The following is a 23,790-nucleotide window of genomic DNA, read 5'->3' on the forward strand; positions in this document are numbered from 1 at the left end:
ATGAAAAAATCAGATTCCATTTTTAAATTAGTTGCCTATTTAGCACTTATTTTATTAATCGTAACCTTTAGTAGTTGCTCCAGTAGCGATAGCCCATCGCCTACTCCGACGCCTACACCTACACCTACACCTGATCCAACGCCAACGCCAACGCCTTTTGCAGGCCCAACATACTTAGATAATTATAGTTCTATGGCTTCTTGGGGTGCTAATTCTCAATGGAATTTAGCCAATGTGCATGATCCAACAGTTGAAAAAAGTGGTGATTATTATTATATGTATCAAACTGATGCTTCCTACGGAAATAGTACTGACGGACACGGACATTTCTTTTATAGACGTTCCAAAGACCTTGTTAAATGGGATTTTATGGGTTCATCAATGACTACTGCTCCTGCTTGGGTTAAAGATTCTTTAAACAATAAGAGAGCACGAATGAGTCCAGCATTGCCTCCTATAACAAATCCTAATTATGGATATTGGGCACCATGTGTTCGTAAAGTGGGTAATAAATACAGAATGTATTATAGTATTGTAGTCGATAATCCAATAACAGGAACAGATTTTACAAATTCATGGTCAGAAAGAGCCTTTATTGGTTTAGCTGAAACAGATGATTTAGCCTCAAATGTATGGACAGACAAAGGAATGGTAGTTTGTTCTGAACCTGACGGATTAAAACCCTATTCTTTTACAGGTAGCAGAAATTGGGAAAATGCTTATTTTAAATTTAACGCTATTGATCCAAGTTTTATCGAAACTCCTGCAGGGGAACAATACTTGATATATGGTTCTTGGCATTCTGGTATTGCAATATTAAAATTGAATCCAACAACAGGTAAACCAGACCAATTAAAAACATTGAGTGATTATGGTACTCGCATCGCTTCTCGAAATGCTACTAGTCGTTGGCAAGGTTCAGAAGGTCCGGAAATCATATACAACCCAGACACACAATATTATTACCTTTTTATAGCTTATGATGGTCTAGATGTTCCTTACAACACCAGAGTTTGCCGTTCCAGAAGCGTTACAGGTCCTTATTTAGGTATCAACGGTGCTAATGTTACCAATGGTGCTGAATGTTGGCCAATGCTTACTCACCCTTATTCATTCAATAATCATACAGGTTGGGTTGGGTTTTCTCATTGTGCTGTATTTCAAAACCCAGATACTAAACAATGGTTTTACTCTTCACAAGCACGTTTACCAGTAGGTGTTCCAGGTATTGCTGTTTCCAATGCAATTATGATGGGACATGTAAGAGCCATTAATTGGACAGATGACGGCTGGCCAGTTGTAGATCCAGAGCGTTATGCTGCAGTACCTGCAACAACAATTACTGAGGCTTCGTTCATAGGAAGTTGGGAACAAATTACCATGAACTATCAATACGCAACCATTCAAAAATCAACAACCATTTACCTTACGGCTGATAAAAAGGTAAGCGGAGGCATTACTGGAACTTGGTCATATGACAGCGCCATCAAAACACTTACTGTAAACGGAATAAAATGCAAAGTAAACGACGCATGGGATTGGGAAGCAGCTACAAGAGCTGTTACTTTAACCTATTCTGGACTTAATACTGCTGGAGTACCCGTTTGGGGCAAAAAAATAAATTGATTAATTTCTTTTTAATTTTAGATTAGTTAGTTAAAAATGCGCTTCCTATCAAAAGGAAGCGCTTTAGTTAAAATCAAACTAAGCATACCTAGTTTTATAATTTTAAACATGAAAAATATATTCTTGATTCTATTGCTTTCTATACTTGTTTCCTCTTGTAAAACAGGACAAAAAAATGAGGATACGGCTTCCGCCAATAGTAGAAATACAAATCAAACCACACAAATTAATAATCCTATCATCAAAGATAAATACACTGCTGATCCAGCAGCTTTAGTTTACAAAGACAAAGTATATCTATATGCGGGACACGATGAGGCTCCAAATGATGTCAATACCTATAGAATGAATGAATGGTTGGTGTATTCCTCATCAGATATGGCGAATTGGCAAGAACATCCTGTTCCACTAAAAGCAACTGATTTTGCTTGGGCAAAAGGAGACGCTTGGGCTTCTCAAGTCATTGAACGCAATGGAAAATTTTATTGGTATGTAGCAGTTTCTCATGGAACAATTCATGGAAAAGCAATTGGAATTGCCGTTTCTGACAGTCCAACAGGTCCTTTCAAAGATGCTTTAGGAAAAGCAATAATAACAAACGATATGACGACCCAAACTAAAATCAGTTGGGATGATATTGACCCTTCTGTAATAATTGATGATGATGGTCAAGCTTATTTATTTTGGGGAAATACTGTTTGTAATTATGTGAAATTAAAAGAAAACATGATAGAAATGGATGGCCCGATACAAACTATCGATTTTCCAAAATTTACCGAAGCTCCTTGGATTCATAAACACAACAAGTGGTATTATTTATCATACGCAACCGAATTTCCTGAAAAAATTGCCTACGCAAGGAGTAAATCTATTAATGGCCCATGGGAATATAAAGGAATTTTGAATGAACTAGCTGGTAATTCAAATACCAATCATCAAGCTATAATTGATTTCAAAGGGAAATCTTATTTTATTTATCATACGGGTGGCATTCAGCCTAACGGCGGTAGTTTTAGACGATCCGTTTGCGTAGATCGTTTGTATTACAATAAAGATGGAACGATGAAACGAGTAATTATGACTACTGAAGGTATTCAAAAATAAAACAAGAAAATGAAAACATACAATCACATACAAAAGACTTTCTTATACCTACTATTATTGATGTCTATTTATACATCGGCTCAGGATATTACAGTTCATGATCCTGTGATGATTAAACAAAAAGACACGTACTATTTGTATTGTACTGGAAAAGGAATCAGCGTTTTTAGTTCCAAAGATTTAAAAAATTGGAATCCAGAACCTGCCATATTCAAAGAAAAACCAGTTTGGGTTGATTCCGTGGTTCCAAATTTCGAGAATCACATTTGGGCTCCTGATATTTCCTTTCATAACAATAAGTATTATTTGTATTATTCCGTTTCTGCTTTCGCAAAAAACACTTCGGCAATTGGAGTAACAACCAATACAACATTAGACCCAAAAGACCCTGCCTACAAATGGGAAGATCAAGGAATTGTCATTCAATCTATACCTAACCGCGATCTTTGGAATGCAATTGATCCTAATTTGACTTTAGACGAAAACAACATCCCTTGGTTAGCATTCGGTTCATTTTGGGAAGGATTAAAAATGGTCAAATTAAATCCCGATTTAAAGTCTATTGCACAACCACAAGAATGGTATACGATTGCCAAACGTAAAAGAACATTCGAACTAGCCGACGCTGATCCAGGTGATGGCGCTTTGGAAGCTCCTTTTATATTCAAAAAAAACGGTTACTATTATGAGTTCCTCTCATGGGATTTGTGTTGCCGTGGTGAAAAAAGCACTTATAAAGTGGTAATTGGAAGATCTAAAAGTATAACAGGTCCTTATATTGACAAAGCAGGCAAACCATTAAATGAAGGTGGCGGTACTTTGCTCATTCAAGGTGATGAAAACTGGTACGGAGCCGGACACAATAGTACCTATACATTTGATGGGAAAGACTATTTCATATATCACGCCTATGATGCCAAACAAAAGGGAAGACCGGTATTGCAAATAAAACAATTAAAATGGGACGCAGAGTTTTGGCCTACTTTAGAACCCATGAAATAATATAGAATTTGACTATATAAAATAACCTTAATAAAAACAGTATTAATTTATTTGTAGTTGTTACTAATCGTTAATTGACATTGTCAATAACGCTCAAAAAAATCAAATGAGCCTCAAAAGTTGGTATACACCTTCCTACCTGTAAACATTCAAAATGTTAAGTTGGCAGATAATTTTTGGTTACCAATTTAAAAAAAAGTTCAAGAAAAACCTGTTGAATATACATTCAGAAATGTGAAGAATAAGGCCGTTTGAATAATTTTCTTATTGCTAGAGGAAAAATAAACATTTGGATAAATTACGAAGACAAAAAACAATCAAAAAGTATACAAAAAAATGAAAAACAACTTAATTACAAAAATCACTCTTTGTGGCCTCTTGATTTCTGGCTTTTTTGCCAATGCCCAAAAGACAACTTTAGAAGTTGATGTTACCAAAACAATTACTAAAATTCAACCTACGATGTATGGTGTGTTTTTTGAAGACATCAATTTCGCAGCTGACGGAGGATTATATGCTGAAATGGTAAAAAACCGTTCCTTTGAATTTGAAGCGCCAATGATGGGTTGGTCGCAACCCAATAGTGATCGTCACTCATTGAATACACGATCGGGTTTTGCAAAAACAATTAATGTATCGGAAAATAAAACTAATCCTAATTTTTGTAGCGTTCTTGTAAATGACGACAAAGGATACAGTCTGATTAATGAAGGCTTCAGAGGCATGGGAGTCAAAAAAGATTCAAAATACAATCTTTCTATAAAAGCAGCTAATCACAACGGAGCGATTAAAAAAATCGTTTTTCAATTTATTGATAAAAACAAAAAAGTGCTTGGTGAAACCGCTATTGTGCCAACATCCAATGATTGGCAAACCTATACATCACAATTTGTAGCAACTGAAACCGAAGCAAAAGCACAATTAAAAATCACTTTCGTAGGTTCAGGAACAATTGATTTAGATATGATTTCTTTATTCCCAGAAGACACTTGGAACCATAGAAAAAATGGCTTACGGAAAGATATTGTACAACTTTTGTATGATCTGAAGCCTGGATTTTTACGCTTTCCAGGAGGTTGTATTGTCGAAGGAAGAACTTTGGCACAACGTTACCAATGGAAAAAAACAATTGGTGATGTTGACAAAAGAGAAACTTTAATTAATCGTTGGAATACTGAATTTGACCATAAACTAGCTCCAGATTACTTTCAAACTTTTGGTTTGGGATTTTTTGAATATTTTCAACTTTCCGAAGATATTGGAGCAGCGCCATTACCAATTTTGAGTTGTGGAATGGCTTGTCAGTTTAATTCTGGTGAATTGGTGCCAATGGACGAATTGAATCCTTATGTTCAAGATGCTTTAGACTTAATCGAATTTGCCAATGGTTCAGTAGATACTCCTTGGGGAAGAATAAGATCAGAAATGGGACATCGAAAGCCATTTAATTTAAAATATATAGGTGTTGGAAACGAACAATGGGGACCAGAATACATCGAAAGATACAAAGTTTTTGTGAAAGCTATAAAATCAAAATATCCCGCAATGACAATCGTTTCAGGTTCTGGCCCGTTTCCTGAAGGAGACTATTTTGAATATGGAACAACGGAACTTAAAAAATTAAATGCCGAAATCGTGGACGAACATTATTATAAAAACCCAAAATGGTTTCGAGATAATGCCACTCGTTATGATAATTACGATAGAAAAGGGCCTAAAGTTTTTGCTGGAGAATATGCTGCACAAAGTGTAGCCATTGCGAGTCCTGATAATAAAAACAACTGGGAATGTGCTTTTTCAGAAGCGGCTTTTATGACGGGATTGGAACGAAATGCCGAGGTGGTTCACTTAACTTCATATGCGCCTTTAATGGCTCATGCAGAAGCTTGGCAATGGACACCAGATATGATATGGTTCAATAATTTAGAGGCTTATGGTTCTGCCAATTATTATGTGCAAAAATTATTTTCGACCAATAAAGGAACCGATTTATTAGCCATCACTAAAGACGGAAAACCGGTTACAGGGCAAAATGATCTGTTTGCTTCAGCAGTGAAAGACATAAATACCAAAGAAGTAATTGTAAAATTAGTGAATGCATCAGCGAATCCTCAAGACGTCTCCATTGATTTAAAAGGCAGTAATTTACAATCCAAAGGAATTGTTGAAACACTAACAAGTGCGAAACTAGATGATGTAAATTCCTTTGAATTTCCTAAAAAAATTAGTCCAACAGAAAGTGAATTTAAATTAAAAAATAAAAACGCACAATTGAGTTTACCAGCCCATTCTGTGATTGTTTTGAAATTAAAGATGAAATAATCGTAATGAAAAGGAATCAATTCTTTTTTATTGCTTTTCATTAGTGTCAATTTTAGTTATTTTGTTGATGAATTAGTAAAAATAACTATGCTTAAACTAAATTAAGTGTTTATTGTACACTTGTAAATTTATATTTGGTATATTTGTAATTGAAATTAAAAAAATCAAGAATGAAAAATTATGTAATAGGATTAGATTATGGCTCAGACTCTGTTCGTGCAGTATTGATAGATACGGAGAATGGTCATGAATTGGCTTCTGAAGTATGCAATTATAAAAGATGGAAAAAAAATGAATATTGCAATGCAACCATAAATCAATTTCGTCAACATCCTTTAGATCATATCGAAGGATTAGAAATTACAATAAAATCAGTCGTTGCTAAAGGGAATATTCCTGCTTCTCAAATACGAAGTATTTGTATCGACACAACGGGGTCATCCCCTATTCCAGTCACATCAGATGGAACGCCGCTGGCTATGACAAAAGGATTCGAACACAATCCGAATGCCATGATGGTTTTATGGAAAGACCATACTGCTATAAATGAAGCCAATGAAATCAATGAACTAGCAGCCACTTGGGGTGGAGAAAATTTTACCAAATACGAAGGTGGAATTTATTCATCAGAATGGTTTTGGGCCAAGATTTTGCACGTAGCTCGTGAAGACGAAGCCGTTAAAAACGCTGCTTACACTTGGATGGAACATTGCGATTTAATGACTTATTTATTAATCGATGATAAAGATTTAAAAACATTCAAAAGAAGTCGTTGCGCCGCGGGTCATAAAGCCATGTGGCACGAAGACTGGAATGGGTTACCACCAGAGGAATTCCTAGAAAAACTAGATCCATATTTGGCACAACTTAGAGGTAATTTATATAATGAAACCTATACTTCTGACAAGGTAGCTGGAACTTTAAACCAAGAATGGGCTACTAAATTAGGATTAACAACAGATACTATTATTGCAGTAGGTACTTTTGACGCACACTCAGGAGCAGTGGGAGCCAAAATTGACGAGCATACTTTGGTTCGTGTAATGGGAACATCAACCTGTGATATTATAATTGCATCAAACGAAACCGTTGGTAGTAAAACAGTAAAAGGAATTTGCGGACAAGTCGATGGTTCTGTAATTCCAGGTTATATTGGGCTTGAAGCAGGGCAATCCGCTTTTGGAGACGTTTTGGCTTGGTTCAAAGATACCTTGTCTTGGCCTTTGGATAATTTAGTGTACAATTCGGCTATTTTATCAGAAAATCAAAAAGCACAGTTAAAAGAAGAAGTGGAATCTAATTTCATCAAAAAATTAACGGAGCAAGCAGAAACGATTCCTTTGTCAGAGAGCATTCCAACCGCTTTGGATTGGGTAAATGGCCGTAGAACTCCAGATGCCAATCAAGGATTAAAAAGTGCTATTTCAAATATTTCATTGGGTACAAAAGCACCGCATCTTTTCAAAGCTTTAATCAATTCGATTTGTTTTGGATCTAAGAAAATTGTAGACCGTTTTGAAGAAGAAGGCGTTCGCATTGATAGCGTTATCGGAATTGGTGGTGTGGCAAGAAAATCGCCATTTATCATGCAAACTTTGGCAAACGTATTAAACAAACCCATCAAAGTAGCGGCATCGGATCAAGCACCTGCTTTGGGAGCGGCTATTTATGCTGCAGTTGCTGCCGGAATTTATCCAAACGTCATTGAAGCAAGCAAAAAAATGGGAAGTGATTTTGAAAGTGAATATTTTCCCCAAGCGGATAAAATTGAAAAATACCATGAATTGATGGATTCCTATTCGGACTTGGCTCAATTTGTCGAAAGTATAACGAAGTAAATAATATAGAATGAGTTCAAAACACGAAGCTTTAAAACAAGAATGTTACGAGGCAAACATGCAATTAAACGAATTAAAATTGGTAGTTTATACTTTTGGGAATGTAAGCGCAGTAGATAGAGAAAATGGTGTTTTTGCCATCAAACCGAGCGGAGTGGCCTATGAAGTATTAAAACCGGAAGATATTGTAATTGTTGATTTTGATAACAACATTATCGAAGGAAGTATGCGTCCGTCATCTGACACAAAAACGCATGCTTATTTGTACAAAAACTGGCCCAACATTGGCGGAGTTGCTCATACGCACGCTACTTATTCAGTAGCTTGGGCTCAAGCACAAAGAGACATTCCTATTTTTGGAACTACGCATGCCGACCATTTGACTAAAGATATTCCATGTGCTCCGCCAATGGACGACACATTGATCGAAGGAAATTACGAACACAATACCGGAATTCAAATTCTAGATTGTTTCAAAGAAAAAAATCTTTCTTACGAAGAAGTAGAAATGATTTTGATCGGAAATCACGGCCCTTTTGCTTGGGGAAAAACAGCTGCAAAAGCAGTTTACAACTCTAAAGTTTTAGAAGTAGTGGCTGAAATGGCACATTTAACTTTGCTAATAAATCCGAATGCACCAAGATTGAAAGATTCACTAATCAAAAAACATTACGACCGAAAACACGGAAAAGATTCGTATTACGGACAGTAAATTTTAAATTGCAGATTAACGATTTTTGATTACAGATCTCGTTGCTGTTTCAAATGAAAAGTAAACAAATAAAAAATAAAAAAATGATTGATATTTCTCAAAAAGAAGTTTGGTTTGTAGTAGGAAGCCAAGAATTATACGGTGAAGAAACCCTTAGACAAGTAGCGGTACATTCACAGCATATTGCAAAAGGATTAGATGGATCTTCACATATTCCTGTGAAAATTATTTTTAAAGAAGTGGTAAAATCACCTGAGGAAATTCTAAATATATGTTTGCAAGCTAACTCAACACGAAACTGTATTGGAATTATTGCTTGGATGCACACCTTCTCTCCAGCTAAAATGTGGATTGGTGGACTACGAATTCTTAAAAAACCATTGTGTCATTTACACACACAGTACAATGCTGAAATTCCATGGAGTTCTATCGATATGGACTTTATGAATTTAAATCAATCGGCTCACGGCGATAGAGAGTTTGGGTTTATGATGTCTAGAATGCGCAAAAAACGTAAAATTGTTGTTGGACATTGGGAAGACGATAAAGTTTTAAGAAAATTAGGGATCTGGACAAGAGTAGCTTTAGGTTGGGATGAATTGCAGAACTTAAAAGTAGCCCGTATTGGTGACAATATGCGCGAAGTTGCAGTTACTGAAGGAGACAAAGTAGAAGCGCAAATACGTTTTGGAATGTCAGTTAACGCATACGATTCTTCTGATGTTACCAAACACATGGATAAAGTTACGGATGCACAAATAAACGATTTATTGGCTGTTTATGAAGCTTCTTATAATTTGACGCCCTCCTTAAAAGAAGGTGGAGCGCAAAGACAATCTTTAGCTGATGCAGCTAAAATCGAATTAGGATTAAGAGCTTTCTTAGAAGAAGGAGGATTTGGAGCTTACACTGATACTTTCGAAAATTTAGGCGCTTGGAAACAATTACCTGGAATTCCATCGCAGCGTTTAATGGCTGATGGATACGGTTTTGGAGGCGAAGGCGACTGGAAAACAGCGGCCATGGTGCGTGCTTTAAAAGTCATGAATGTAGGTCTTGAGGGAGGAACTTCTTTCATGGAAGATTATACCTATCACTTTACACCCGAGAAATCATATGTATTAGGTTCTCACATGCTAGAAATTTGTCCGTCTATTTCGGATGGAAATACATCTTGCGAAATCCATCCATTAGGAATTGGAGGAAAAGAAGATCCAGTTCGTTTGGTCTTTAATTCTCCAGCAGGAGAAGCGATCAATGTATCTTTGATAGACATGGGAACGCGTTTCCGTTTGATTGTAAACGAAGTTGTAGCGGTTAAACCAATGCAAGAATTACCGAAACTACCAGTAGCACGTGTATTATGGGATTGTAAACCAAACCTTGAAATCGCGGCTACAGCATGGATTTTATCTGGTGGAGCACACCATTCTGTTTATAGCCAAGCGATAACAACAGAATATATGGAGGATTTTGCCGATATGGCTGGAATCGAATTGGTAGTGATTGACAACGACACCAAAATCCGCAATTTCAAAGATACTTTGAATGCCAATGAAGCGTATTATCACTTGTTTCAACACGGATTATAATAATTAAATCTCGAAAGTCTAAAAGTTTATTTAAATTTGAACTCTTAGGCTTTTGTTTTTACATAAAATTTAACCAAAAACCATTAATCATGAATCTATTAAAACGTTGCATTTATGGATTTTCCATATTAAGTTTAGCCAGTATGAATATACAATGTAAAGGTGATAAAAAATCACAGGAGGCTCCAGCAGTTGCCGAAACAGTAACCATCGAAAAATCGGCTTATGGAGTGACTCCAAAAGGAGACTCTATTGAAAGTTACAAACTAAAAAACCAAAACGGAATGGAAGTGGACATCATGACATATGGTGGCATCATTAGATCGTTGAAAGTCCCTAACAAAGACAAAGTTTCAGAAGAAGTGGTAATTGGTTTTAATAATTTAGAACAATATACTAAAGACAATCCTTATTTTGGAGCACTTATCGGAAGATACGGAAACCGCATTGCTAAAGGCAAGTTTACTTTAGACGGAAAAGAATACCAATTGGCAAAAAACAATGGTGTAAATGCACTACATGGTGGACCAGAAGGTTTTCATAGAGCAATTTGGACCGCCGAAGAAGCTAAAGGTGGAGATACTGCCACATTAAAATTGAAATATGTAAGCAAAGACATGGAAGAAGGCTACCCAGGTAACCTGACTGTTTATGTTACCTACACTTTGAATAATGACAATGCTTTGGATGTTTTGTATGAGGCGACAACAGACAAGAAAACGGTATTGAACTTGACGCAACACTCTTATTTTAACCTTTCTGGCGATTTTACAAAACCTATTTTAAATGATGAAGTAGTTATTGATGCCGATAAATTAGTACCTGTCGATGCAGACTTAATCCCAACAGGGGAATTAACAGATGTAACGAACACGCCTTTTGATTTCAGAAAACCAAAAGTAATCGGAAAAGATATTGAAGTTAAAGACGATCAATTAAAAAAAGGATTAGGATACGACCATTGCTGGGTGTTGAACAATCAAGACAAAGGCTTCCGTTTTGCAGCCTCTGCTTATGATCCAACAAGCGGAAGATTCCTTGAAGTATACACAGACCAGCCAGGAATTCAATTGTACACAGGTAACTTCTTAGATGGAACTTTGCCAACTAGAACCACCGGTACTTATGCATACAGAACAGGTTTATGTCTAGAAACACAACATTATCCAGATTCTCCAAACCAAAAAGAGTTTCCAACTACGGTATTGAATCCAGGGGAAAATTATAAAACAAAAACAACGTTTAAATTTTCTGTGAAATAATAAAAATCGCATACAGCAACAAACCTCGAAGCATCACTTCGAGGTTTTTTTTATATTATAGTAAATTATCAAGGTTGTATACTCCAATTATTATAAAATATTGAATGAAATAAAAAAATTCCGCCAATACGAATACCAGCGGAATTTTAATGAAATAACAATTTTCAACTAAGCTATCTATTTAATCTTATATCTAAACTCGCAACCACTTTATTGGGCCTTGGACTATTATTAATATAGTTGTTGTCTTGCATATTCATATTACAATTATCTCCATAATCATTATCATTATGGTTATTATCATAATAGCCAACTTGATTTCTACTGCTATTATTTACATCTCCAAACACATCAACTATTTGACTATGGTGGTTATAAACGATATGCAATCCACCTACTTGAGTCAATCCGTAACGGTTATAATCCATATCAACTGAACCAATACTACTAACTCTATTTCTAGAATCATAGTTTATAATTACATTTCCAACACGTCTTACTTTACCACTCCGATCTTGCTTTACTGCTACTCCATAATTCCATTTCGAACCATTTCCATGCTTTCCATAGGATCTATTAGGCTCATTTCTTCTATTTGACTTATTATACAGATCGGCATCCGTATTGAAGTCAAATTGTCCGTCAGCAAATACATAAAAGTCTATTCCTCTCTCTGTAAATGCAATTGGATCTGCATTTCTAAAATCTACAGGAGATCTTCTCTGATTTCTATCTGCTGCATTGGCTACAACACCTCCAAAAAGGAAGATACTAGCTACTAAAAGGGTAATTTTTTTCATAATTAATATATTTTGAATTTTGCCTACTCTTGAGCTTTTCGGCTATCGCTTTTTTTTAACTAATTTGATTAGCTATATCCAAGTAGCGTGCCAAAAAATTATTCAATCATTTCGTGCAGTCCAACTAGTAAGCTATTTCACAGATACAAACAACTGTTTTTCATTCAGTTAAGCTTTGAAAAAAAATATATAAAAAATAACACTTTCCTTAGAATCAATGTTAAAGTAATATGTTAAAAACAAAAACCGATATCATTTCAAAGGAAACAACATAATTCATTTATACTAAAAACTATTAAATTTTGTCCAAAATAAAGTATTCTACCATAATTCAACTGGGGACAAATAAGCATTCGATTGGAATTATCTTTAGATTAGCTGGTATTTTATTTCTAATTTTTTTATCCAGAGTTCATTAAATTTACTTCGCATTCACATCTCAATAATTCAATATTCAGTATTTTTACAAAAAAAATCAAATGGCTAATTCAAATATAGTTCGTTGGGGAATCTTGGGATGTGGTGATGTTACTGAAGTAAAAAGTGGTCCGGCTTATCAAAAAACTACAGGATTTAAAATTGAAGCTGTGATGCGAAGAAACGCCGAAAAAGCGGCCGATTATGCCAAAAGACATCACATCAGTAAATATTATTCGGATGCAGATGCTTTAATAAATGACCCAGAAATTGATGCAATTTACATTGCTACTCCACCAGATACGCATCATTTTTATGGTCTAAAAGTAGCCTTGGCTGGAAAAATTTGCTGTATCGAAAAACCATTGGCACCAAGTTATAAGGAAAGTTTCGAAATTAATGAAGCTTTTTCCGCTAAAAACATTCCGTTGTTTACGGCCTATTATAGACGCACTTTACCCCGCTTTGAGCAGATTAAAAAATGGCTCGACACCAATACAATTGGTACTGTTCGATCGATTCGCTGGAATTTGACTAAGCCAGTATCAGCCCAAGATTTATCAGGAGAATACAATTGGCGCACCGATGCCAAAGTGGCTCCTGGTGGGTATTTTGATGATTTGGCAAGTCATGGTTTGGATTTATTTAATTTTCTATTGGGAGACATTAAGGAAGTGTCGGGTTATAGTTTGAACCAACAAGGTTTGTATTCGGCTACAGATGCTACAACTGCCTGTTGGATACATGAAAATGGGATAACTGGTAATGGAAACTGGAATTTTGGATCAAATAAACGAGAAGATAAGGTGGAAATCACAGGAACTCATGGAGTAATTTATTTTTCCATATTTGAAAATGATCCCATCATCCTATTAAATGACGAAGGCGAAACGGAACTTTATATAGAACATCCAGAAAACGTTCAATTGCATCATGTAGAAAGAATCCGAGATCAGCTTTTGAATAATATAAAACATCCTTCCAATGGTTTGACCGCTGTTCATACTAGTTGGGTTATGGATAGGATTTTAGGAAAAATTGAAAAATAAAGGAACTAAATAATTTACTCTTTCCTAAACGAACTTTTTATAAAATGGCATATTTACAAACAGAAAATGCCTAAAACCAAAAAAACCGCTTCTTTCGAAGCGGTTTTTGTACCCGGAGCCGGAGTCGAACCGGCACGGTTTCCCACAGGTGTTTGAGACCAGCGCGTCTACCAATTCCGCCATCCGGGCTTAGCAGACATGAAATAACGACAGTTATTTCAACGCAATAAAAGAGGAGATTGTTATAAATCAACCATCGATTCCTTTAACACGGTGCAAATGTAAAAAATAAAATTAAAAATCAATTAAAAATACTTAAAATTTTCCTTTCAGAGTTGAAATTTATTCCTAAATTTGCACCTCGGTAAAAGGAAACACACTAACTAACTACATTCGAGGCGTATACAAAAATCTGGTTTGATCGAAAAACAAAACCCAATTGACTGTAGCGTATCGGAATAAAAACAACAATTTAAATGTCAAATTTAGAGCCAGAAGCTAAAATTTTTGCGTGTTCACAGAGTGAATACCTTGCAGAGAAGATAGCTAAGGAATATGGAATTCCTTTAGGTAAAATGACAATGTCACATTATAGTGATGGAGAATTTCAGCCATCATACGAAGAGTCAATAAGAGGTTTACGCGTATTTATTGTTTGTTCAACTTTTCCAAATGCTGACAATTTAATGGAATTATTGTTAATGATAGATGCTGCAAAACGCGCTTCTGCCAGACACATTACTGCTGTTATGCCGTATTTTGGATGGGCCAGACAAGACCGTAAAGACAAACCAAGAGTTCCGATTGGAGCTAAATTAGTGGCTAAATTATTAGAAACTGCTGGAGCAACAAGAGTAATGACAATGGATTTGCACGCCGATCAAATTCAAGGATTCTTTGAAAAACCAGTAGACCATCTTTTTGCTTCTACTATCTTTTTACCTTATGTAGAAAGTTTAGGTTTAGATAATTTAACCATTGCTTCGCCAGATATGGGAGGTTCTAAAAGAGCTTATGCCTATTCAAAATTTTTAGAATCGGACGTGGTAATTTGTTACAAACAAAGAAAAGAAGCCAACATTATCGACACCATGGAATTAATTGGTGACGTAGTTGGAAAAAACGTGATTTTGGTAGACGACATGATTGATACAGGAGGAACATTGGCGAAAGCCGCTGATCTAATGATGGATAAAGGAGCATTGAGCGTTAGAGCAATATGTACACATGCCATTTTATCAGGAGGTGCCTACGAAAAAATAGAGCAATCGAAATTATTAGAATTGATCGTTACCGATTCTATCCCATTAAAGAGAGAATCAAACAAAATAAGAGTGTTGAGTTGTGCCCCACTTTTTGCTGAAGTTATGCACATGGTACATCATAACAATTCCATTAGTGGAAAGTTTATAATGTAAAACACTAGTAATTAGCTTTGAGTAATTTGTGAATAGCCAAAATTAAACACTAAAAAATTACTAAATGCAATTACAAAACAAAAAAGCGATTAGAAAATAGGAATTAGTTTTTAGCATCTGCCAATCACTAAAAGCCAATCACTAATCACTAAAAAAAGAGTTTAATTAATAACTATATAAAATTTACAATGAAATCAATTACAATTAAAGGATCAGAAAGAGAAAGCGTGGGAAAAGTTGCGACTAAAGCCTTACGTAATGCTGGAGCGGTTCCTTGCGTGTTATACGGAGGAGATCAACCAGTACATTTTTCAGCAGAAGAAAAAGCATTCAAAAGCTTGGTGTACACTCCAAACGCACACACAGTTGCGATTGAACTTGAAGGAAAATCATTCAATGCAATTTTACAAGACATTCAGGTTCACCCTGTGTCTGACAAAATTTTACACATTGACTTCTTTCAATTATTTGATGACAAAGAAATCACAATGGAAGTTCCAGTTAAACTTTCTGGTGTATCTCCAGGTGTACTTTTAGGAGGTGATTTACGTTTGAACACACGTAGATTGAAAGTTAAAGCATTGCCAGCAAATCTTCCTGATTATATTGAAGCTAACATTTCTTCACTTGAAATGGGAAACAAATTGTATGTAACGAAACTTGTTTCTGACAAATACAAATTATTACACCCAGACAACACTGTTGTTTGCCAAGTTAGAATCTCTCGTGCAGCTATGAAAGCAGCACAAGAAGCAGCAAAAGCAGCGAAAGCTCCTGCAGCAAAAAAGAAAAAATAATATTTTTCAAAATATTCTCAAGAAAGCATCAATCGAAAGATTGGTGCTTTTTTTGTTTTATGGAGCACAGCAACTCTTTTTTATAACACCCTAAACTCCTGCTGTCCGTTTTATCTTTTGTTCTGAACCCCAGAACAAAAGGATGCCACTTCCATCAGGGCTCATGAAGAAAAACTCTTTTTCAAAATACCTATTCCTAAAATCTGGGCCAAACCTAATTTTTCATTCCTCAAGACCTTTTACTAAAGCATTTCCTTAATTACTATATCATTAGAATAAAACCCCATAGTGGCTTTAAATTTAAAATTACAATTCAATCTAGATTGTCGTCGCATTTCCAAAAAACATCATTTTAACATTCGTCTTACTAGAATGACTCCATAGGAATGAAATAAATTGTTGCATCGTAATCTTAAACATTAAACGAAGAAAAATAGAGCGAATATCTTACTTAGAAACAATGAATCAGAAATGACAAAATAAAGTCGTGAATGCGAGCGCAGTTTTGAAAACTGTCCCCAATAAATAGAACAACAATTAGAAATGCATTGTTCCTCTCAAAAATTACGATTGTGTATTCAATGTAGTTTCTCTAAAAATCAGGATACTATTTTTAAACTATATCGGTTTTCTGCCATAGCTTTATTTGAACTCTAAAATTAATAATATTCGTTAAAATAAATAAATAATAAAACAATAGCACCTTTTAAAATTGTTTTATATCTTTATATCAGCACTTTACAATAAAAATAAAGTAGTTCAAAATTACATTCTTAATGTGTCTACAAAAATTACAATAAATAATAAAGTTGAATCTTATGTGAATTAAAAAGTAACTGATAATAATTAAAAACCTAATAGTCATGAAAAAAATCACACTATTGATGCTAATCGCATGTACGATAACAATGCAAGGACAAAACAAATTATTATCCAGTACTCAAGAATACTACGATGGTTCAAATTGGCAAAAAATTAATGCTACTAATTATGAATACAACACTAATAACAACCTTACAGTAGAAACTAATTACTCATGGGATTTTTTAAATAATAAATGGAAAAACAGCTACAAATACAGTTATACGTACAATCTTAGCAATAAAGCTGTCGAAGAACTGGATCAAAATTGGAATGAAACTACAAATCAATTCGAGAATTCTTGGAAAACAACACACACCTATACTAATGGAATGATCACAGAACAATTGTATTCAAAATGGACCAATTCACAATGGGTAAATGACGAGAAATTTACTATTTCATATACTAATAATTTACCAAGCTCATCTACAACTTACAACTGGGCTGGCTCACAATGGGTACTTAAAGATCGTTCTACAGTAATCTATAACGCCAATAACAGGATTATTGGGTTTTTGACAGAAGATTGGATCAATTCACAATGGGTTAATTCATCACGAAGTTCGTATACTTATAACTCCAATAATAAAATGATAACCGAAATCTATGAGGAATGGATGGTAAACTTATGGAATCAAGTTGACAAAATTGAAAATGAATTTGATGTCACAGGCAATCGCGTACGTCAAATACTTACATATGGGAATTCTATTTCCAAAGATGAATACGTGTACAATACATCTAATCTTATGTCTAATTATGTACATCCTTTTAATGACAAAACCGGATTAGATAATATTACAGCGGATTTTCCTTATGTAAACCAGATAATACGAGTAAATTCATTTAATTATAACGTTACAACTAGTAGTTTTGAAAATAGTTCCAGAATCACCTATGATTATAACAATGCCATTATTTTAGACAAAGAAGTTTTTGAAATTAGTACTAAAAATTTATCTATTTCCCCAAATCCATCCAACAATTATATTCAAGTTTCAGGCATAGAGACATCAGAAAATTATAAAATGTATTCTGCTTCAGGTGTAGAAGTATTTAAAGGAACTATTTCTGATAATGAAAAAATTGATATTAAAAACCTTGCCAATGGATTATACTTTCTACAATTTAACAAAGGGAGAGCAGCTAAAATTATTAAACAATAATAAAAAAGCATCAGGATAAAACAGCTTCACTTTGTATATATTGAAATAAAACTGAACTAATCAGGGATACAATTGTACTACAGTATATGAGTATTAACCATTTCACTTATTTACTAGATTGGAACGAAAATCCCTATAATTATACCAAAAAAAATTCCCAAGTGAGAACTTGGGAATTTTTTGTATGCATTTTCACTACCAGATTTTCACTCTTTTCTCTGGAGCAACATACATTCCATCACCTGATTTAATATTGAAAGCTTGATAGAATGCATCAATATTCAACAAAGGAACATACCCACGATAAATACCTGGTGAATGTGGATCTGTTTTGACTAATGTTTTTATGGCATCATCCCTCATTTTTGTTCTCCAAACGGTAGACCACGAAATAAAGAAACGCTGTTCTGGAGTGTACCCATCGATTAATCCTGGATTTCCATTTTCTTTTAAAAATAGTTGTAATCCATCATAAGCCGCATTTATACCGCCTAAATCCCCTATATTTTCGCCCAAAGTGAATTTTCCGTCAACATGAATTCCGGGTAGCGGTTCTAATGCGCTGAATTGGTCGGCAAGCGATCCTGTTAATGATGCAAATTGCTTTTGATCCACTTCTGACCACCAATCATTTAGATTTCCATTTGCGTCATAACGAGATCCAGAATCGTCAAATCCATGAGAAATTTCATGACCTATAACAGCTCCAATTCCTCCATAATTTACTGCTTCGTCTGCTTGGTAATTGTAAAACGGGGGTTGCAAAATAGCTGCTGGAAATACAATTTCATTATAAGCAGAATTATAATAAGCATTGACCGTTTGTGGCGACATATGCCATTCTGTTTTATCTACTGGTTTGTATAATTTATCTAAATCATCTTGAAAACTCCAACGAGAAAGATTTTTTGAATTCTCAAAATAGCTTCCACCTTCTGTTGGACTTTTTATAGCTAAAGTAGAATAATCTTTCCATTTGTCGGGATACCCAATTTTGATAGTGATTTTGTTTAACTTTTCAACAGCTTTAGCTTTGGTTTCTGCAGTCATCCAAGTCAAATCGTTGATTCGATTTTCGAAAGCTTTTATAATATTATCAATCATTTTTCTAGCTTTTACTTTCGCTTCAGCTGGAAACATTTTCTCTACATATAATTTCCCCAATGCTTCTCCAATACCGCCATTTACCACTTGCAACGCTTTTTCGTCACGAGGTCTTTGTTGGATTGCTCCCGTTAACGTTTTTCCGTAAAAATCAAAATTTGCATTTTCAATTGCTGTGGATAATTTTCCCGTTGAGTTGTTTAATAATGTCCAGCGCAAAAATGCTTTCCACTCCTCAACTTTGTTTTCTTTGAAAATAGTTTCTAAGGCTGCCATATACTTAGGTTGCATCACTATCAAAGTGTCCACTTTTTTCATACCAATCTTAGCCAAATATTCTTTCCAATGAATAGATGGTGTTAACTTTTGCAAATCGGCCACTGTCATCGGATTATACGATTTCCTTCTATCTCTCCTTTCTACTCTGTCAAATCTTGGCTGGGACATGGCAATTTCTAAGGACAGGATTGTTCCGGCGTGAGCCTTTGCTAATTCTGGTTTTTCTCCCAAAAAGCCCAACATTCTGGCAACATGTTTTACGTACTTTTCTCTTTTCTCTTTAGAGTCTTTATCATCTGAAACATAATAATCTCTGTCTGGCAATCCTAGACCTCCAGGACTAATATAGATTACGTTTTTATTACTGTCTTTTGCATCAGCACTAATCCCAACACCTAAAAAGCCTATACTTCCAATAGGTTCCATTTCGTTTAATAACGCCTCTAAATCGGTAACATTTTTAATGGCATTAATTTTAGCCAAATAAGGTTTCAATGGCGACAAACCCTTTTTATTTCTACCAACGGTATCCATAATCGTATTGTATAAAGCTACTGCTTTACCTTGGTCTGTATTCGATTTGTATATTGGATTATTTGCTGCTGCTTTTAAAATTATCAAAGCATCTTTATCAGTATTTTGACGCAATTCATTAAAACTTCCCCAAGTTGTTTTATCCGCAGGTATTTCGGTATTATCAAGCCATGATCCATTTACGAATCTAAAAAAATCGTCATTTGGTTTTACTTTCAAATCCATATTGGAAATAGTAATGCCTGGCACTTGTTTATCAATAGCATTTTGAGAATAGATTGAGGTAAAAGCGAATAGTGCTGGAATGACATTTACAAGTTGTTTTTTTAAAACTATTTTCATTTAGTATAATTGTTAGATATATCACAAAACTATTCAAAAAATTTAAAAAAAAATGTTAATTTTTCGAAAACCTAATTTAGGTAAATTAAAACACATTTCCTTTTCGTATTTTTGACACAAATTATTTTTATGAAAGCTGTTTTTTATAAGTATCGAAAATTTATTGTTGGTTTTTTAGTCTTTTCCGCCATTGTACTTTACTTCTTCTATATGGCGTTGAAACCTAAAAAAACCTTGCCTATCTATAATCCAGCAGATGTAAATCCAGAATTGGTCGATAGTACGGTTCAATACGTAAGTAAATACCACAAGATTTCCGATTTCTCGTTTACCAATCAAAACGGCAAAACTATTACACAAAAGGATTATGAAGGCAAGGTGTATGTTGCTGATTTTTTCTTCACTACTTGCAAATCTATTTGTCCAAAAATGACTACCAATTTAGTCGATGTGCAAAAAGCTTTTCTTGATAATCCAAAGGTAAAATTGCTTTCATTCACCGTCATGCCAGATATTGACAATGTTCCTGTACTTAAAGAATATGCTGAAATAAATGGTGTTGTTGACAGCAAATGGAACTTGGTTACTGGCGACAAAAAAGCCATTTATATTATGGCCAGAAAATCCTATTTGGCCGTAAAACAAGGAAAACCGGACGAACTGTATGACATGGTACACACCGAAAATTTCGTACTTGTTGATTCTAAAAAACGAGTTCGTGGTTTTTATGATGGGACTAAAAAAGAGGAAATTCAAAGGTTAATCTTAGATATTCAGTGGCTTTGCGAGAACTAAAACCAGCTAAATGATATTTATCACACGATATTCTTTTTTAATCTGTACTTTTGTAATCTAAAATCAATCTAAATAAGCGTTTGAAAACTACGATTGCCAGTTTAAAAAAAGGAGAAAGTGCCATTATCAAGGATTTTGATGCAGACATTATACCTTTAAAATTACTTGAAATGGGTTGTTTGCCAGGAAACTTGGTCAAATTACTTCAAATTGCCCCTTTTGGTGACCCTTTGTATCTAGATATAAATGGTTCACATCTTGCCATTCGAATTGAAACTGCTCGAGAAATTGAGATTGAAAGTATTATAAAATAATTCGAATGAGCAAACAAAATATCAATGTAGCATTAATTGGAAATCCTAATACAGGAAAAACTTCGGTATTTAATGCTCTAACGGGATTGAAACAACAAGTTGGAAATTATCCTGGAATTACAGTTGAAAAAAAAATGGGTTTTTGTAAATTATCAAATACCATTGACGCCAATATTCTTGATTTGCCAGGAACCTACAGTTTGAATGCCAGTTCTGCAGATGAAAATGTAGTGATTGAACTTTTGTTGAATAAGAACGACAAACTCTATCCAGATGTAATTGTTGTGGTTTCCGAAGTTGAAAACTTGAAACGTAATTTATTGCTTTTTACTCAAATAAAAGATTTAGAGATCCCAACAATTCTGGTGATCAACATGATTGACAGAATGGATTATAAAGGAATTTCACTCGATATTCCGTATTTAGAAAGTCACCTAAACACTAAAATTGCATTAGTAAGTTCTCGAAAAAACATTGGAATTGACTCGTTTAAAAAATTAATCACAACTTATAAAACCTTATCTACAGCTCCTTGTTTGAATGCCTCTTCCATTGATGAAGACTATTTTGACACGCTAAGAAAAACATTCCCAAACCAGTCTTTATATAAACTTTGGTTGGTCATCACTCAGGATGTAAATTTCGTTGATTTACATAGAAAATCCCTTAAAAACAATTCGTTTACAAAAACCGATTCAGAGTTAAAACGGTTGCAACAAAAAGAAACCATCAAAAGATATCAATTCATAAATGAAATCTTGAAAGTAGGTCAAAAAGTAAATTCGGCAACAGCCAAAGATTTTAGGAGTAAACTAGACCGAATTCTAACACATAAAGTTTGGGGTTATCTTATATTCTTTTTTATCTTATTTGGCATTTTTCAATCTATTTTTGAATGGTCAAAAATTCCAATGGATTATATTGACCGTACTTTTGCAAACTTGAGTTCATTAGCAAACAATACCTTACCGCCAGGAGCATTTACGAATTTAATCGCACAAGGAATTATTCCGGGAATAGGCGGAATTTTGATCTTTATACCTCAAATTACTTTTTTATTTTTATTCATATCGATACTCGAAGAAAGTGGTTATATGAGTCGAGTAGTGTTTTTGATGGATAAAATTATGCGTAAATTTGGTCTTTCCGGAAAAAGCATTGTGCCTTTAATCTCAGGAACTGCCTGTGCTATTCCGGCGATTATGGCAACACGAAATATTGAAAACTGGAAGGAAAGACTAATCACAATATTGGTGACCCCATTTACCACTTGTTCAGCCAGATTACCTGTTTATGCCATTATTATTGGACTCGTAATACCAGATCAATTTGTTTTTGGTTTTCTTAACCTACAAGGTTTGACATTGATGTTTTTGTATCTTCTTGGATTCGCAATGGCTATCTTTTCAGCCTACATTCTGCATAAAGTACTTAAACTGAATTGCAAAACTTTCTTTGTGGTCGAAATGCCCAATTATAAGTTGCCATTGCTTAAAAATGTGGTAATTAATGTTATCGAAAAAACCAAAGCTTTTGTGTTTGGAGCAGGGAAAATTATCCTATCTATTGCAGTAATATTATGGTTTTTGGCTACCAATGGTCCTACTCATAAATTTAGTGATGCCGATACAATTATCACATCAAAAAACGAAAATTTTGGATTGAATAAAACAGATCTTAATAGCAAAATAGCTTCCTATAAATTAGAAAATTCCTATATTGGAATAATGGGAAAATCAATTGAGCCTGCCATTTCTCCTTTGGGTTATGATTGGAAAATTGGTATTGCAATTATCAGTTCTTTTGCTGCTAGAGAAGTATTTGTGGGTACTTTAGCTACAATATATAGTGTTGGCGGAAGCGATAATGAAGACACAATAAAAAATAAAATGGCATCTGAAGTTCATCCAGAAACAGGAAAAAAAATATTTAATTTTGCCTCTGGAATTTCACTTTTATTATTTTATGCGTTTGCAATGCAATGCGCAAGCACACTTGCCGTTACTAAGAAAGAAACTAATAGTTGGAAATGGCCTCTAGGTCAATTGGTGTTTATGAGTGGCTTTGCCTATATTGTAGCGCTTTTAGCCTATCAAATTTTAAAATAAATAGTATGTTACAAGAAATATTAGCTTTTATCACTCTAGGTATTGCAGTTGTGTTTTTGTTTAAAAAATTCTTTTTTAAAAGAAAAAAAAGCGATAAAAACTGTGGTGATGATTGCAATTGTCATTAGTGTTTCACTAAATTAAAAAGCCACAATGAAATACTATTTCATTGTGGCTTTTTAAAATTTTACTGTTTAAAATGTAGTTTTATTTTTGAATACTTACTAATAATTTTTTTGTTAGCTAATAAATTACAAAAAAAATGGCTAAAAACCAATTAAATTTATAATTAGTTGCATACTTTCATGATAATTCCAAAATATAATTGTTTATTTATAAAATTAA

The 23,790-nt window shown here is 34.3% G+C and carries 17 protein-coding genes and 1 tRNA gene; 15 read left to right on the forward strand and 3 right to left on the reverse strand.

Annotated elements, in window-relative coordinates; translation table 11 throughout:
* The 8 genes from E0F76_RS01645 to E0F76_RS01680 all read left to right on the forward strand — a co-directional run bounded on the left by E0F76_RS01645 (window position 1) and on the right by E0F76_RS01680 (window position 11,458).
* Complete coding sequence (locus E0F76_RS01645) at window positions 1-1,626, forward strand: arabinan endo-1,5-alpha-L-arabinosidase (protein WP_132000608.1); 1,626 nt, start codon at window positions 1-3, stop codon at window positions 1,624-1,626.
* 108 nt (window positions 1,627-1,734) lie between these two features.
* A complete protein-coding gene (locus E0F76_RS01650) occupies window positions 1,735-2,730 on the forward strand; it encodes a glycoside hydrolase family 43 protein (RefSeq protein WP_132000610.1) in 996 nt (331 codons plus the stop codon).
* A gap of 9 nt (window positions 2,731-2,739) precedes the next feature.
* Window positions 2,740-3,732 carry an arabinan endo-1,5-alpha-L-arabinosidase gene (locus E0F76_RS01655; protein WP_132000612.1) on the forward strand — a complete coding sequence of 331 codons (993 nt, stop codon included), beginning with the start codon at window positions 2,740-2,742 and terminating at the stop codon, window positions 3,730-3,732.
* Between the two features lie 336 nt (window positions 3,733-4,068).
* Window positions 4,069-6,054: an alpha-L-arabinofuranosidase C-terminal domain-containing protein gene (locus tag E0F76_RS01660; protein WP_132000614.1), complete on the forward strand. Its 1,986-nt coding sequence runs from the start codon at window positions 4,069-4,071 to the stop codon at window positions 6,052-6,054.
* A gap of 170 nt (window positions 6,055-6,224) precedes the next feature.
* On the forward strand, window positions 6,225-7,892 hold the full coding sequence (locus E0F76_RS01665; protein ID WP_132000616.1) for a ribulokinase: 1,668 nt from the start codon (window positions 6,225-6,227) through the stop codon (window positions 7,890-7,892).
* Between the two features lie 10 nt (window positions 7,893-7,902).
* Complete coding sequence (locus E0F76_RS01670) at window positions 7,903-8,604, forward strand: L-ribulose-5-phosphate 4-epimerase (RefSeq protein ID WP_132000618.1); 702 nt, start codon at window positions 7,903-7,905, stop codon at window positions 8,602-8,604.
* 83 nt (window positions 8,605-8,687) lie between these two features.
* Window positions 8,688-10,196 carry an L-arabinose isomerase gene (gene araA, locus E0F76_RS01675; RefSeq protein ID WP_132001620.1) on the forward strand — a complete coding sequence of 503 codons (1,509 nt, stop codon included), beginning with the start codon at window positions 8,688-8,690 and terminating at the stop codon, window positions 10,194-10,196.
* An 89-nt stretch (window positions 10,197-10,285) separates the two neighbouring features.
* Window positions 10,286-11,458 (forward strand): aldose epimerase family protein, encoded by a 1,173-nt coding sequence (locus tag E0F76_RS01680; RefSeq protein ID WP_132000620.1) that lies wholly within the window; start codon window positions 10,286-10,288, stop codon window positions 11,456-11,458.
* A gap of 173 nt (window positions 11,459-11,631) precedes the next feature.
* On the opposite strand, the gene E0F76_RS01685 is transcribed toward E0F76_RS01680, so the two are convergent.
* A complete protein-coding gene (locus E0F76_RS01685) occupies window positions 11,632-12,258 on the reverse strand; it encodes a hypothetical protein (RefSeq protein WP_132000622.1) in 627 nt (208 codons plus the stop codon).
* Between the two features lie 479 nt (window positions 12,259-12,737).
* Between E0F76_RS01685 and E0F76_RS01690 the strand changes: the two genes are divergently transcribed.
* Complete coding sequence (locus tag E0F76_RS01690; protein ID WP_132000624.1) at window positions 12,738-13,724, forward strand: Gfo/Idh/MocA family protein; 987 nt, start codon at window positions 12,738-12,740, stop codon at window positions 13,722-13,724.
* A gap of 109 nt (window positions 13,725-13,833) precedes the next feature.
* On the opposite strand, the gene E0F76_RS01695 is transcribed toward E0F76_RS01690, so the two are convergent.
* Window positions 13,834-13,913 (reverse strand) — tRNA-Leu (locus E0F76_RS01695).
* A 287-nt stretch (window positions 13,914-14,200) separates the two neighbouring features.
* On the opposite strand from E0F76_RS01695, the gene E0F76_RS01700 reads away from it, so the two are divergent.
* From E0F76_RS01700 to E0F76_RS01710, 3 genes are all read left to right on the forward strand, one after another.
* Complete coding sequence (locus E0F76_RS01700; protein WP_132000626.1) at window positions 14,201-15,142, forward strand: ribose-phosphate pyrophosphokinase; 942 nt, start codon at window positions 14,201-14,203, stop codon at window positions 15,140-15,142.
* Between the two features lie 188 nt (window positions 15,143-15,330).
* On the forward strand, window positions 15,331-15,939 hold the full coding sequence (locus tag E0F76_RS01705; RefSeq protein WP_132000628.1) for a 50S ribosomal protein L25/general stress protein Ctc: 609 nt from the start codon (window positions 15,331-15,333) through the stop codon (window positions 15,937-15,939).
* A gap of 863 nt (window positions 15,940-16,802) precedes the next feature.
* Window positions 16,803-17,969 carry a T9SS type A sorting domain-containing protein gene (locus E0F76_RS01710; protein ID WP_132000630.1) on the forward strand — a complete coding sequence of 389 codons (1,167 nt, stop codon included), beginning with the start codon at window positions 16,803-16,805 and terminating at the stop codon, window positions 17,967-17,969.
* A 195-nt stretch (window positions 17,970-18,164) separates the two neighbouring features.
* Here E0F76_RS01710 and E0F76_RS01715 read toward each other — a convergent pair whose 3' ends face one another.
* Complete coding sequence (locus tag E0F76_RS01715; protein WP_132000632.1) at window positions 18,165-20,228, reverse strand: M13 family metallopeptidase; 2,064 nt, start codon at window positions 20,226-20,228, stop codon at window positions 18,165-18,167.
* A gap of 129 nt (window positions 20,229-20,357) precedes the next feature.
* Between E0F76_RS01715 and E0F76_RS01720 the strand changes: the two genes are divergently transcribed.
* The 3 genes from E0F76_RS01720 to feoB all read left to right on the forward strand — a co-directional run bounded on the left by E0F76_RS01720 (window position 20,358) and on the right by feoB (window position 23,445).
* Window positions 20,358-21,023, forward strand: a complete 666-nt coding sequence (locus E0F76_RS01720) for an SCO family protein (protein WP_132000634.1) — start codon at window positions 20,358-20,360, stop codon at window positions 21,021-21,023.
* Window positions 21,024-21,103: 80 nt separating this feature from the next.
* Window positions 21,104-21,337 (forward strand): FeoA family protein, encoded by a 234-nt coding sequence (locus tag E0F76_RS01725; protein WP_132000636.1) that lies wholly within the window; start codon window positions 21,104-21,106, stop codon window positions 21,335-21,337.
* A 5-nt stretch (window positions 21,338-21,342) separates the two neighbouring features.
* Window positions 21,343-23,445 (forward strand): ferrous iron transport protein B, encoded by a 2,103-nt coding sequence (gene feoB, locus E0F76_RS01730; protein ID WP_132000638.1) that lies wholly within the window; start codon window positions 21,343-21,345, stop codon window positions 23,443-23,445.
* The last annotated feature ends 345 nt before the right edge of the window (window positions 23,446-23,790 follow it).

Origin of the sequence: Flavobacterium cellulosilyticum, from assembly GCF_004349355.1 — a bacterium.
GTDB lineage: Bacteria > Bacteroidota > Bacteroidia > Flavobacteriales > Flavobacteriaceae > Flavobacterium > Flavobacterium cellulosilyticum.